This is a genomic window from Kribbella sp. (genome assembly GCF_035687465.1).
Taxonomy (GTDB): Bacteria; Actinomycetota; Actinomycetes; order Propionibacteriales; family Kribbellaceae; genus Kribbella.
In genome coordinates this window covers 1-13,235 of the sequence record NZ_DASRXP010000611.1, presented here as the reverse complement: position 1 = coordinate 13,235, position 13,235 = coordinate 1, and the positions used below count along the sequence as shown (strand labels likewise).

Here is a 13,235-nt window from a genome sequence, read left to right as displayed (position 1 = left end):
CGTGCGGGACGAGATGCCGGCCGCCTCGGCGATCTCGTCAGCGGAAGTGCCCGCGACACCCTTGGCGAGGAACAGCCCTACCGCCGCACGCGCGACCTCCAAGCGGGTCTCCGTCTTACGCCGTTCGGTGAGCGGCGGCCGTCCGGTCCGCGTGGTCGTCGACGAGACTCGCGCCTTCTGATCGCTGGGCATCTACACCTCCCCTGACAGCGCATGGTAGCGAAGGGCAGAACCGTTGGCGCCCAGCCATACGGTCACCGTGCCGTCCGGGGCATCGTTGTCGATGAGTGGGTAGTCGCGGCTGGACACCGTGACCCTGAGCCGATGGCCGGCGCGCACCCGGTGGTGGGCGGGCCACAGCGTGATCTCCAAGCGGTAATCGGTGCCAGGGTCCACTGGGGCAAGGGCTTCGTTGCCCTCCCGATGACTGGCACGCAACCAGCCGTTGGTGAGGCGCGTCGCGGTGCCGTCCGGTGCGAGGTCTTCCAGCGCCACGGCGAGATTGCCGTCATCGGCGGTGAACGACGCTCGTACCGTGGCCTCGATCCCGCCCGTGATTACCTGGTCCGCGTCCAGCAGCCTGGTCTGGAAACTCAGCTGTCCGTCGCCTGCCTCGAAGGCACCAGTGCTGGACGGCGTCTCGGTGCCGGCCTGGAGTTCCCCGTCGGCAGCCAGGCTGAGGCTCACTGTCCGCGACTCGGCGGGCGGCCAAGTGGAGTACTGCCGCCAGCCTTCCGCCGGCATCTCGTAGGAGGTTACCTTTGCCTCAGGCAACAAACCGGGCAGCTCGGACAGCCAGTGATCGAACCAGGCCAGGTAGGCGGCCGCGCCGATGTCCTCGAACTGGCCGGGCACCATGCCGTGCTCCCATGGCCCGGCGACCATCCACACGTTCCCCTGGCGCGCGCGGAAGTTTTCGACCATGCCGGCGCGGTAGTGATCGACCCAGCCGCCGACGTCGAGCACCGGGATGCGAAGCCGGTCCCAGCGAGCCTTCACGCTGCGCTCTCGCCAGTAGTCGTCGAAGAGCGGATGCTGCGGATAGGTTTCGAGCGTGCTGGGGGCCGTGTTGCGCTGCCACTCCCGGATCTGCGCGTTGGGGATCCCGCCGTGATAGATGGTGTTGTCGTACCAGTCGCTGAACGCCTGGGCGGCGATCACCGCGGTCAGGTGCGGCGGCTGGTTGACCGCGGACAGCAGGGTGTTGTGCCCGCCATAACTCACCCCCAGCTGGCCGATCCTGCCGGTGGAGCACGGCTGAGCGGCCAGCCATTCGACGAGGTCGAAGTTGTCGGATTGTTCCTGCGGGCCGAACGGGTCGATGACACCGTCCGAACCTCCGGTCCCCCGGACATTGCAGACCACGACGTTGTAGCCGCGGGTCACGAAGTGCCGCGCACCGGCAGCGAAGAGCGGCACCGCGTCGTACCCGTTGAACTCGTAGACGAGGCCCGGGAACCGGCCGGGCGTCGGCAGGCCGTCCGTGCCCGCAGGTCGATGCAGCTCACCGGTGAGCTGACTGCCATCGCGCATCGGGACTCGAACCTGCTCGACGTGCACCCCGTGGGTTTCCGGGCGATCGTAGGAGAAGAACGGATCGGTGGCCGAGGTGGACGGTGCGTGCGAGACAGGGCCGCTCTGCTCGAGGAATCGCGCCATCTGTTCGGCGGGGGTCAACGGTTGTGCCATGAGCTTTCCAGTCAGACGGCGGTTCGCTCGGGAAGCAGCGCCTCCGCAAGCCGTCGCCAGTGCGGCATGGCCGTGCTGCCCAGCTCGGTGCCGAGGACCTGGATGGCGACGTGGTCGGCGCCGGCGTCGAGGTGGCCGTGCAGTTTGCCGACGACGGTGTCGAGGTCGCCCCAGATGACGAGGTCGTCGACGAGCCGGTCACTGCCGCGGCCGCCGTCGATGTCCGCCTCGGTATAGCCCAGGCGCAGGAACTTGGCGATGTTGTACTTCTGGGTGAAGTACATGTGCAGGTGCTCGCGCGCGATCGAGCGCGCCACGTCCGCGTCGGTCTCGAACAGCACCGCCTGCTCGACGCCGAGGAAAGGCTTGGCGCCCAGCACTTCCCGCGCCTGCACCGTGTGCCCCACGGTCACGTGATAGGTGTGCGCGCCGTCGGACCGGTCGCGGGCCAACTCGAGCATCTTCGGCCCGTACGCCGCGAGCAGGCGGCGCACCGGCGTACCGGGCTGGGGATTGGCGCTGACCGTCGCATCCAGGGCATCGAGGTAGTCCCCCATCGCCTGGAGCGGCTTCGTTCGCGGATCCCCGACACCGAGACCCAGCAGGTGGCGGCCCGGGTAGGCGTCGGCCAGGAGCACCGCCGCGCCCTGGGTCCACCGCGGCTCGCGGGCCCCGATCTTCGCGATGCCGTTGACGATGGTCATGCGTTCGGTAGAAGAGAGCAGGAACCCGGCCTGGGTCATCGCCTCGCGCCCGGCGCCCTCCGGGAACCAGAACGCCGACCAGCCGAGCTCTTCGAGTTCCTGCACGGACTCCCGCGCCAGGCTGGCCGGCTGGAACTCGAGGTCGAACGTCCAGATCCCGAAGCGCCCGAGATCCATTCCGTCGATCGTGCTCATGTTTCTCCTCCAGACAGGGTGGTGCCCACCACCTTACCTCTTTCTGTCGCTGCACGCCCAAATGGCAGTGACTGCCACAAAGTGGCTAGAGTGGAGCTGCCGAAGAACCAAACGACTCAGGAGATGCCAGATGAGAACCGTCATGGTGACCGCCCCGGGAACGGTCGAGGTCGTCGAGATCGAGGAGCCACAGGCCGGCCGCGCCGACGTCACGGTGCGGGTCAGAGCCTGCGGTATCTGCGGGTCGGACACCAGTTACATCCACTGGGGAGGAATCGCTCCCCGCGAGGGGGCGACCCCGCTTGGCCACGAGGCCGCCGGCGAGGTGATCGCGGTCGGCTCCGAGGTGTCCGGCGTACAGGTCGGCGACCATGTCGTGGTCAATCCCATGGCGGCCTCCGACGGCATCATCGGCAACGGCGGCGCCCAGGGCGGCCTGTCCGAGGTTCTCGTCCTGAGGAACGCCGAGGCTGGAGTGCACTTCCGCGTCATCCCTGACAGCCTGCCGTGGCACGTCGCCGCGCTCAACGAACCGATGGCCGTGGCTTATCACGGTGTCAACCGGTCCGGCGCGGGAAAGGGCACCCGGGCGGTCGTCTTCGGAGCCGGTCCGGTCGGACTGGGCGCCGCGATCGGCCTGAAGGCCAAGGGCGCCGAGCACGTCGTGGTCGTGGACATCGTGGCCAACCGCCTGGAGAAGGCACTTCGGGTCGGTGCGGACGCCGTCATCAATTCCGCGGAGGAAGACGTCATCTCGCGGCTGAAGGAACTCCATGGCGAGGCCGCCGATTTCCTCGGGGCGGTCAAGCCGGCGACCGACGTCTACATCGACGCCGCCGGCGTCCCCGCCGTCATCGCGACCGCACTGGAGGCGGTGAAGCATCGCGGCGTCCTGACCATCATCGCCGTGCACAAGAAGCCAGTACCTGTGGACTTCCTGGCGATTCTCCCGACGGAGGTCGACATCCGCCTGGCGATGGGATATCCGACGGAGATCTTCGAGGTCACCGACGCGATCATCGAGCACCAGGACAAGTACGCCAACATCATCAGCGACCTGGTTCCCGCCGCCGACGTGAAGCGCGGCCTGGAACTCGCGGGCACTCCAGAGGCCACCGACAAGGTCGTCATCACCTTCGACTGAAAGCGGGATGAAGATGAAAGACCGGGTCAAGGTCGAGGAACTGCTCACCACCTCAGACCTGCAGGTGCAAAGCGCTGCGACCGCGTGGAGGCACATCCACGCGGAGTACGTCGACATCGTCGACGACATCCTGGCGACGCTGGCTCCGAGCGGTCCCTACGCGTACACCGTCCTTCCCGAAAGGCAAGAGGGGAAGGAGATTCCGAACCAGCGCATCGTCACGACGATCGAGGACATCGAGCGCAGCTACCGCAACATGCACCGGTACACCGCCGTGGTCGGACTCCGCCCCCTCCTTGAGATCAACGCCTCCTGGTACACCTTCGTCAGCGGACTGGGACGCGCGCGGGACAAGCTGAGTGGCGCGGAGGCCGACGGACCGGTCATCGTGCTCTTCCCGACGATGGGGTCCGAGGGCATCACCGGCGAGCTGTTCTGGACCGGGACGCAGCAGGACAGGATGGAAGGGGACCCGGCCAACGGGCGGTGGGCCGACCGCTTCGCAGTAGCGGAACTGCATGAGTCGCTTCTCGACGCGTACCGCAAGGGCGACGTCGACTCGATCGTCGAGAAGGCTCACCCCGACATCCAGACAGGCGTCCGCGACTACGTCGCGCAGACCGGCACCCTGGTCAACCTGCACACCAACGAGGACCTGAGGGCGTACCTCCAGGACTTCTACGCCCAGTACTCCGTCCTCAGCATCGAGATCATCACCAAGCACTTCGACGACTGGTACTTCTTCCACGAGTTGCGATGGACAGTCGAGGCGAAGAAGGGCCCAGCGTCCGGCAGCATCTTCAGGTACCACACCGCGGAGTACGCGGAAGTGACATCCGCAGGCCTCCTCACCGCCCACATCGGCCACGGCACAGACCAGCTCAAGGTCAGCTGAACGTCCTCTGCCCTCGGCCGAGCAGCTTGTCGGCCGAGGGCAGCGTCCGTACGACCTCCAGGGGTGTGTGTCGATTCCTGGCGTGAGCGGGCACCCCTCCACCGGTTTCACTTGCCGCTGAAGGTCTCCAGCAGCACCTGGCGCTCGGCATCGGTGAGGTTCGTGGCGATGAGCTTGCTGTGCATGCCGTGGAAACGTTCGCCTACGCGGTCGAGATCGCCGTGCTCGGTGACCACGAACAGGGCCGAGGTTCCTGGTGTCACCTCGGTGCGGATCTTCTCCAGTTGGTCCTTGGTGATGCCTGCATCCTGTGTCATCTTGCTGATCGCACCGATCGCGGCCCCGGCTACCCCGCCGATCACCGGCACGAAGAAGAGGGCCCCGAGCAGGATCCCCCAGAAAGCTCCCCACCCGGTCCCACGCCAGTTCTCTTCGTGGCCCTGCTTGGTGGTCGGCTGCGAGGCGCCTTGCGGCCACGAGACGACCGCGTGGTCGAGGATCTTCACCATTCCTTCCCGCTCGCAGTCCTTGAGGACCGAAGCGGCGACCCCAGCCTCATCCGGACCATCGAACTTCCACACCGTAAACGCGGCCATGTCGCTCTCCTCGCCTTCGATCAATCCGCCCGCCCTTGGCTCGCACTGCCTCCATCCTGTGCGTCAGAAGGCATGGCAACGTCACCCCGCCGGGATGAATCTGAGTTGGCCTCGGGCTCTGCGCCGGCCGGGTGCTTCACAGATCGGGTCGGGTCGATAACCACTGTCCTAAGGTCTTCGTTCGCGGTGCCAACGCCTTAGTGGCGGCAAAATCGGCCTGGTATGCCGGCAGGTGGGTGAGCCATTCGAACATCGCTCGCTGGTCTGCGTCGTCACCGAGCACTTCGATCGGCAGAGGCTCGTACCGTGCGGGGACGTCGTAGCGGTGCTGGTAGGCCTCGGCGATCTGCTCGCCTGTCAGTTCGTCGCCAGCGATTTCGATCGACCCCCCGGGGACGCGGTCGGGGTCCAGCGCCGCAGCCGCGGCGACGGCACCGACGTCCTCGGCGGTGATCATCTGTAGAGGGATTCCGGGCGGCAGGGGTATCCGCACCATCAGCGTGCCGTCCTCCATGGTCGGTGTCATGAACTGTGCGAAGTTGTCCACGAAGAACACCGGCCGTACGAAGGTGGTCGACAGGCCACGCGCGACGAGGTACTCCTCCACCTCGCGTTTGCTGTCGAAATGGGGAATCCCGGTGTGGCGCTCCGCTCCGCCGACCGAGCTGTAGACCACGTGCGGGACGCCGGCTGCAGCTGCCGCGTCGGCGATCGCTTGCCCGTGCGTCACCTCGAGGTCGGTCCGTTGGTCAGGTCCGGGTGTGGTCATGGCAAAGACTCCGTCCACGCCGGTGAAGGCCGCGCGAAGGCCTTCGGGATCGTCGAGGTCAGCCGCGACGAGATCGGCGCCGAGCTCAGTCAGGGCGCGCGCCGCGTCGGAGTCGGTGCGGCGTGCCAACGCCCGCACCGGAACGTTGGCGCCCAGAAGTGCGCGGGCCGTGGCCCCGCCCTGGAGGCCGGTCGCACCGACCACCGCGATCGGCCTCCGCGACGTCGTGCCGATGGTGGTCACAGGTCTTCCCTCCGTTGCCGGATGCTGCCGGGCAGTTAACCGCTGGTGAAGCAGTCGTACGGGACGGGTCATCACTCAGCTAGATGGTCCGATGCCGTCAGGTGAGACGGCATCACCGGAATCCGGTGATCGTGGGACCTCAGGATCTCCCGGCGGATGTCGGTGTTGGCGGTGTTCAGCGGGCCTGGGCCGGCAACTTGGCGCGGTGATCAAGGAAGCGACCTGCAAACTCGTTGTTTCGCAGCGAATCCGAGAGAGCTCAGAAGTCGATGCGCATGACTGCCCGGCGATTGCCCGGCCGGCTTACCTCGGCGAACCCGGCGTCGGCGAACATGGCAAGAGTGCCGACGGACCCGCCGTCCACGAAGTCCGGGTAGCCCTCCACAGCACCGGCACCTGATTCACGGGCGAACCCGACGGCTGCACGGGCGAGTGCGCGGCTGACTCCCCTGCGCCGGTAGCCGACACGGGTGACGAAGCAGGTCACGGACCAGACGGTGGTGTCGGCCTTGTCCTCGTTGCGACCCAGCCACGGGACGCGGTAGTCGCGCAGCAGCCTCGGGTGGTCCGCCCGCGGCGCGACGGCGCACCAGCCGACGGGCTCGCCATCGAGATACGCGACCAGACCGCTCGTCGACCGCGCTTTTCGGTTTCCGCAGCTGGCCTGGTCGCGGAGCCGGGCGGCGAGCTCTTCGGGACCTTCAGACGCCCAGGACTCCTTGGGCAGCATCCGGAACCGCTGGCACCAGCACCGTGCGGTGTCGCCGGCGGAGCCGAAGACCGCCTGCAGATCCTCCCAAGCCGCCTGGTTCGCCGGAACGATCGTGAGCTGCTCGGCGGTGACAGGATCCCGCGAGCCCGTCGGCCGAGGAACGGGCACCCGCTTGGCCAGCGGCTTCTGCTTGCGGGGCAGCGCTTCGAACCTGAGTCGAACGTCCACCGCGTCGCCTGCATCCAGTCCTTCGGGCTTGCGCACGGCGTCCTTCAACGGGAGCAGGTAGCCACCGTCCTTCGGCCACAGCGACGTCTTCCACTCGGTGCTCCCGATCTGAGCCCTGATCGGAACCATCCCCCACCCGTACCCCGCACCCGAGGCCGAGCCCCGCAGCGCGCCACTCTCCTCCTCCGGCACGGCGACGAAGTAGTACGGCGCCGGGCCACGCCACTCGATGACCTCACCGGTGAACTCGTGATCCATAGCCAGATGCTAGAACCCATCCCGGACGCACCGCTTCCGGATTCACCACGCTCATCACGCCTCTTGAAGGAGGGCATGCGGAGATCGTCGGCTGAGTAGTTGGGCGGCTGCCTGCCTGCCGCTGTCGTGGGAGAAGTCGACCTGGTCGGTGACGACGCCGGCCCAGAACAGGGTGTCGTAGACCGGTTGATAGATCTTCCGGACGCCACGCACGTTCCAGGAGTCGGAGAAGGCGGCGCGGGCGAAAGGGTCTTCGGCCCACAGATGTTCCGCGACGTTGGTCGGTGTGAGGCTGCGGTCGCCCGCGATGCCGCGGATCACCTCGAGGTACTCACGATGGCGCTGTTCCGCGGGCAGGGTCAGCATGCGCTCGGCTTCGGCGCCCTCGGCTCCGGCGACGATGATCCTCCCCGAGTAGCGGGGGTTCCCCATGGCCCCGTTCATCAACCACAGCTTCTGGCCTGCTTCGATGACGTGATCAGCATCGTCGGGGAACACCGGCCGGTCGAACTCCATGATGAGTTTGGAGATCGCGACCTGCGGCACGGCGCTGAAGGCCTCGACCTTCTCCTTCGGCAGCGCCGGGGAGAACTCGACGGTGTCGGCGTTCAGTACGGCGACCGGCAGCGCTAGCACCGCGGCGTCTGCGTCGTACGTGACCTGATGTCCTTCGTACTCGGCGTGGACGATGACGTGTCCGCGGGAGTGCTCTACTCGATGCACCGCCGTGTTGAGCTGGATGGACAAGTTGTGGGCAAGGGGGGCCAGGATCTTCTGATAGCCGCCGACGACCTGGAAGTTGTAGGGAAACTTGCGGTTCTTCCGCTTCCACGGGCCGCCCACGCGGGTGCGGGAGAAGGTGTTGCTGTGGGTGTGCGTTCGCAGCCCCTGCCGGCGGACCAGCTCCCAGGTCGAGGCGTTCCTCCCGTGGATGAACTGGGCGCCGAGTTCGACCGGGGCCGACAAGGCGCCCGTCTGGGTCCACAGGCGCCCGCCGATGCGGTCGCGGGCTTCGAGGACGATGACGTTCCTTCCGGCGTCCATCAGGTCCCGGGCCGCGCTCAGTCCGGCGACGCCCGCGCCGATCACGATCACGTCGAGGTCGCGGTCCAACCCACCGGCGAGGTTTGGCTTCCACGACCCTGCGAGTGGAGTGTTCTGCGGCTCAGCGGGTGCGAGCGCGGCGCGGGCGCTCGCGACTGCTTCCGCGGCGACAACGGCGACCAGGCCGAGGCGGCCTACCCGGGGGAGGCTGTGCTCCATTGTGCTTGTCCTTTCTCTACTTCGAGGCGAGTCGCTTGATCAGTTCGGCGGCGACCTCCCGGCCGGATTCACGGGAGTAGTCGACCTGGTCGGTGACGACACCGGCCCAGTACAGGCTGTCGTTGTCCGGGCGGTAGATCACTTCGGGGATCTGCTCGTCCATTTCTTCCGTGTCTGTCATGGGCGCGAGGGCGAAGGGGTCTTTGGCCCATTCGTGCTCGACGACCTTGACGGGTACGAGCTTGGGGTCACCGACTACTCCCCGGATCAGGTCGAGGAATTCCGCATAACGGCGTTCGGCGGGCATGGCCAGCATGCGAGTGGCCTCGCCCACGTCCGCCGCCGTACCGACAACCTGCCCCTTGAACTCGGGTAGCCCCGGCGAGGACCGCCACATGTACGTCAAGTCCGACATACCCGCCTCGCGGATCCAATCGGCATCACCTGGAAGCACGGGGTGATCGAACTGCATGAGCACCTTCGACGTGTCCGGCTGAGGCGCGGCTTTGATGGCCTCGACCTTCTCCGTTGGCAGGGCCGGGGAGAACTCGATGGCGCCGGCGGCCAGTACTGCGGCGGGCACGGTCATCACCAGGTAGCGCGACCGATAGGTGACGGCACGCCCCTGCTGCTCGGCCTGGACGACGATTCCGGAAGTCGAGTGCTCCACGCGCTTCACCACCGTCTTGAGCTGCAGCGGGAGGTTTTCGGCGAGCGGGAGGAGGATCTGGTTGTAGCCGCCGACGACCTGGAAGTTCTTGTACTCCGGTGGGACGCCGGCCTGGTCGGTCGTCTCCCATCGGCCGCCCAGTTGGGTGCGGGAGATGTGGGTGCCCGCGAAGTGGGTCTTCAGGTTGTACTTGCGGACCAGTTCCCAGGTCGAGGCATTCGCCCCGTGGATGAACTCACACCCGAGCTCGATCGGGACGGGCATCGACGTCCGATCGGTGAACATGCGGCCGCCGATCCGATCCCGGGCCTCGACGACCATGACCTTCTTCCCGGCATCGGCCAGGTCCCTGGCGGCGCTCAGGCCGGTGGCACCCGCGCCGACAACGACGACATCGAACTCATGGTCGCCATCGTTCTTCCGAGGTGCTCCCGTCGAGCACGCGGCGAGAGTGCCGGCCGCGAGGGTAGCGGCACCTAGGAGGACGCCCCGACGCGTGACCACTTGGCGCTTGAGTTCCATTTCGCTTCAGACCTTTCTCAGAGGATCTTCCCTGTGACCGCTTCGCGCCGCCCACCGTAACAGACCGTCTGGTCGGTTGGTAACATGAGCTGAGACGCAGGAGGTCGAGATGGGAAAGATCAGAGATGCCGAACGGACGAAGGCGCGAATCCTCCACGCGGCGGCGGACGCGGTCCGCCGAGCGGGGCCGAGCGTGTCGCTCGACGCGATCGCGCAGGAAGCCAAGGTGTCCAAGGGCGGGCTGATGCACCACTTCCAGACGCGGGAGCAGTTGATGCTCGCGCTGGTGGAGAACCTGTACACCGCTTTCGAGGCCTCGGTGAAGGAGGCCTTGTCGAAGGATGACACCGCTCCTGGCCGCCTTGCCCGCGCCTACATCCGAGCGTCATTCGCCGGGATAGAGCCGTCGGAAGAGGCGAGCGACCAGCTCCTCCTGGCTCAGCTCGCCCTCCAGCCCGCGATACGCCGGTACATCGAAGAACTCGAATCCCGCTGGCACAAGGACCTGGCCGAGGACGGATTGCACCCCAGGATGGCGCTACTGATCAGCGCAGCCACCGAAGGCGCCGGACTGGGCGAAACAGAGGACGGCCCCGACTCCGACAGGCTCCGGCAACTGGAGCGCGACCTCTTGACCTTGACCCGGGCCGCGCCGGCCATCATGGCCGTCCTCGACATCGCAGACCCACCGCGGCCCTAGTCACGGTCGCCAACCGACCAGCTGGACTGCTAGTTACCCGACCTGCCTGCTGCAGATCACCTTGTTGGTGAGCGTCTGGTCCGCCTCGTTGTACGGCTGCGCGAGATCGATTTCGGAGTCCCCGTAGGTCAGCGAGAGCTCGAGGTCCTGCTGCCGTCCGGCGAGCTGCCCATGATCGTCCCGTAGCCGTGGAAGCCGCTGCCTCCGGCCTAGGTCGTCGGCACCCCTGCTTATTCGCGTAGACAGCGCGTCCCCTCAGCGACCGCTCGCCTTGAGCGTTCTTACTCGCTCTGGTAGCCCTTCGCCTGCATGGTGAACAGGCGGGCGTAGGTGCCACCGCCGGCGAGCAATGACGTGTGGGTGCCGGTCTCCGTGACAGCTCCGTCGTCCAGGACGACGATCAGGTCGGCATCGCGCAAAGTACCGAGGCGGTGCGAGATCAGTACCGAGGTGCTTCCCGCGCGCAAGGTGCTGATCCTGGCATGCAGCTCGGCTTCGGCCTCCGGATCAAGGCCCGCGTTCGGCTCATCGAGGATCAACAGGTCTGCGTCGGCGCGGAGGAAGGCCCGGGCCAGCGCCAACCGCTGCCACTGACCGCCGGAAAGAAGGACTCCGGTCCCGTCCGACCCGTCGTCATCGGCGAACATCCGGCTGAGCATGGTGCGGTAGCCGTTCGGAAGCTTCTCGACGACATCGTGGATGTCCGCCTGGATGGCAGCCGCAGTGATCCGATCTGGATCCTCCAACGCGGTGAGGTCCCCGAGCGCGATGTTCTCCTCCGCGGTGAGGTCATAGGACATGAAGTCCTGGAACACCGCGCCGACCCTGTCCCGTAGCCGGGCCGGATCGAGATCGCGCAGGTCGACCCCATCCCAGGTGATCCTGCCCTTGGTCGGGTCGTACATTCGGCACAGGAGTTTGACGACGGTGGATTTGCCCGCGCCGTTCCTTCCGACCAGACCGACGGCCATGCCGTACGGAATGGTGACCGTCACGCCTCGTAGCACCCACGGCAGGCCATCGTCGTAGCGGAACCAGACATCTTCGAGGACGATCCCGCGGCGTAGTTCCGGAGTCGCGACCGGATGCTCCGCAACGGGCATCTCTGGCGGAGCGCCGAGTACGACGGTGTAGTGGTCGAAGATCATCAGCTGTTCGTTCGTCTGCGCCAGCAACGACATGATGCCGGCTACCGCGATCTGCACACCCGCGACCGCAGCGATGAACAGGGCAATGTCGCCCGCGGTCAGCTCACCGCGACCTGCCGCGAGAATCGCCCAGACCAGACCCGTACCGGCGACGGCAGCGGCGAAGAGCTCGAGTCCACTTTGGACGAACAGTTCGCGGCGGTCGAGCGCACGCCGGGCGGCGTGAATGCCCGACATCGTGCGCATCATCCTGCCGCGCAGAAAGTCGCCGGTGCCGAACAGCCGGATCTCTTTACTGGCACGCTCATCGGACAGCAGCATCTGGTAGAAGAGCTCGCGGCGTTCGTCCGGGCTCAACCGCATGGTGGTATTCACCCGGCGTTTTGCCAACGCGAGTTCGGCAAGCAGGGTCGGCAGCGCGGCGACCAGGACGATGCCGGCGAAGAGCGGGGTGATGACAAACAGCGAACCGAACAGGCCGAGCGCTGTAATCACGTTCCTGACCAATTGCATTGTTGCGATGGTCAACTGCGCCGGAGCACTATCGGCCGCTTCGGCAAGACGCAACTGGTTGAGGAACTGCGGATCCTCGAACCGGCCGAGTCCAGGGAATCGGTTGACCGCCTGATACAGCCGGTCCTTGGCCGCGCGGCTGATGCGCCGCTGCGCTTCGGCAGAGAAGTACTGCGTGATTTGCGGAAGCGTCGCGGTCAAGGCGCCGAGCACAGCAAGGGCGATCGCCATCGGAAGCAGTCCGTCGATCGCGGTGCCGCCGGTCACCGAGTCGATGACCAGCTTGGTCAGCCAGGTGACCGCGACCGGGAGCACCGCCCCGATCAGCGCGATCCCACCCAGCAGCCCGAGCTGCGCGGGTGCCTCCCGAAAGGCCAGCGCCACCGCGGGCGCCAACCCTCGCACCGTACGCCGGGCCTTCGTCGTCATCTGGTTCGACCCCGGGCACGTGGACGCATTGACCTGGTGACCACGCCGAGTACCGCATCTCCTGTGGTGAAGCCCCAGTGCCGGGAGTCCCCGCTGCGGGTCGGATTGTCCCCAAGCAGCAGCAGCCGTCCCTCCGGCACCAACGAACCCGCATCGTCGATACCGTTCTCGGCCCAACTGTGCCGGATGACTGGCGGTATCTGCTCGCCTGCCATCGCAGCCACGCGCTTGATCACCCAGGTCCCCGCCGCCGCGAACTCGGGCGACTGCGGGCGGGCAACAACGACCAGGTCACCGGTTCGGACCGCAGTCAGCGGAGCGCGTCGGACCAGGACCCGGTCGCCGTCGTACAGGGTCGGTTCCATGCTCGCGCCCTGTACGTCAACCACCACCAGCCGTCGCGTCCGCACGAACAGTACGAGGGACGCGGTCGCGACGACGGCAGCGATGACGACTCTTAACAACACCGCGAGATCTCCGCCGAGGTCCGGTCAGGCCGGCGTGGGAACTGGCAGCGTGGTGAACTCGAGGGCACTCGCGGTGATCTTGCCGGCCGC

13 protein-coding genes are annotated in these 13,235 nt (G+C 66.8%); 3 read left to right on the top strand and 10 right to left on the bottom strand.

Annotation, left to right across the window (positions count from 1 at the left end):
• From VFG33_RS32380 to VFG33_RS32370, 3 genes are all read right to left on the bottom strand, one after another.
• The coding region (locus tag VFG33_RS32380; RefSeq protein ID WP_325056797.1) for a TetR/AcrR family transcriptional regulator at window positions 1-192 on the bottom strand (192 nt) is incomplete at its 3' end.
• Entirely contained in the window at window positions 193-1,689 is a 1,497-nt protein-coding gene (locus VFG33_RS32375; RefSeq protein ID WP_325056796.1) for a CocE/NonD family hydrolase, read from the bottom strand.
• Between the two features lie 11 nt (window positions 1,690-1,700).
• Window positions 1,701-2,588 carry a TIGR03620 family F420-dependent LLM class oxidoreductase gene (locus tag VFG33_RS32370; RefSeq protein WP_325056795.1) on the bottom strand — a complete coding sequence of 296 codons (888 nt, stop codon included), beginning with the start codon at window positions 2,586-2,588 and terminating at the stop codon, window positions 1,701-1,703.
• Window positions 2,589-2,718: 130 nt separating this feature from the next.
• Here VFG33_RS32370 and VFG33_RS32365 point away from each other — a divergent pair, with 130 nt between their 5' ends.
• Window positions 2,719-3,732, top strand: coding sequence for a zinc-dependent alcohol dehydrogenase (locus tag VFG33_RS32365; protein ID WP_325056794.1), 1,014 nt, complete (start codon window positions 2,719-2,721; stop codon window positions 3,730-3,732).
• Between the two features lie 7 nt (window positions 3,733-3,739).
• Window positions 3,740-4,627, top strand: a complete 888-nt coding sequence (locus VFG33_RS32360) for a hypothetical protein (RefSeq protein ID WP_325056793.1) — start codon at window positions 3,740-3,742, stop codon at window positions 4,625-4,627.
• 107 nt (window positions 4,628-4,734) lie between these two features.
• Here the strand turns inward: VFG33_RS32360 and VFG33_RS32355 are convergent, their stop codons facing one another.
• The 5 genes from VFG33_RS32355 to VFG33_RS32335 all read right to left on the bottom strand — a co-directional run bounded on the left by VFG33_RS32355 (window position 4,735) and on the right by VFG33_RS32335 (window position 9,888).
• A complete protein-coding gene (locus VFG33_RS32355) occupies window positions 4,735-5,223 on the bottom strand; it encodes a DUF1269 domain-containing protein (protein ID WP_325056792.1) in 489 nt (162 codons plus the stop codon).
• A 136-nt stretch (window positions 5,224-5,359) separates the two neighbouring features.
• On the bottom strand, window positions 5,360-6,235 hold the full coding sequence (locus VFG33_RS32350; RefSeq protein WP_325056791.1) for an NmrA/HSCARG family protein: 876 nt from the start codon (window positions 6,233-6,235) through the stop codon (window positions 5,360-5,362).
• A 259-nt stretch (window positions 6,236-6,494) separates the two neighbouring features.
• On the bottom strand, window positions 6,495-7,433 hold the full coding sequence (locus VFG33_RS32345; RefSeq protein ID WP_325056790.1) for a GNAT family N-acetyltransferase: 939 nt from the start codon (window positions 7,431-7,433) through the stop codon (window positions 6,495-6,497).
• 54 nt (window positions 7,434-7,487) lie between these two features.
• The gene (locus tag VFG33_RS32340) at window positions 7,488-8,696 is read right to left on the bottom strand and encodes a flavin monoamine oxidase family protein (RefSeq protein WP_325056789.1); all 1,209 of its coding nucleotides are present in this window, start codon (window positions 8,694-8,696) and stop codon (window positions 7,488-7,490) included.
• A gap of 16 nt (window positions 8,697-8,712) precedes the next feature.
• Window positions 8,713-9,888, bottom strand: coding sequence for a flavin monoamine oxidase family protein (locus tag VFG33_RS32335; protein WP_325056788.1), 1,176 nt, complete (start codon window positions 9,886-9,888; stop codon window positions 8,713-8,715).
• Between the two features lie 109 nt (window positions 9,889-9,997).
• Between VFG33_RS32335 and VFG33_RS32330 the strand changes: the two genes are divergently transcribed.
• On the top strand, window positions 9,998-10,588 hold the full coding sequence (locus tag VFG33_RS32330; RefSeq protein ID WP_325056787.1) for a TetR/AcrR family transcriptional regulator: 591 nt from the start codon (window positions 9,998-10,000) through the stop codon (window positions 10,586-10,588).
• Window positions 10,589-10,869: 281 nt separating this feature from the next.
• On the opposite strand, the gene VFG33_RS32325 is transcribed toward VFG33_RS32330, so the two are convergent.
• On the bottom strand, window positions 10,870-12,678 hold the full coding sequence (locus VFG33_RS32325; RefSeq protein WP_325056786.1) for an ABC transporter ATP-binding protein: 1,809 nt from the start codon (window positions 12,676-12,678) through the stop codon (window positions 10,870-10,872).
• Window positions 12,675-13,145, bottom strand: a complete 471-nt coding sequence (locus VFG33_RS32320; protein ID WP_325056785.1) for a S26 family signal peptidase — start codon at window positions 13,143-13,145, stop codon at window positions 12,675-12,677. Before VFG33_RS32320 ends, VFG33_RS32325 begins: the two co-directional genes overlap by 4 nt.
• Between the last annotated feature and the right edge of the window lie 90 nt (window positions 13,146-13,235).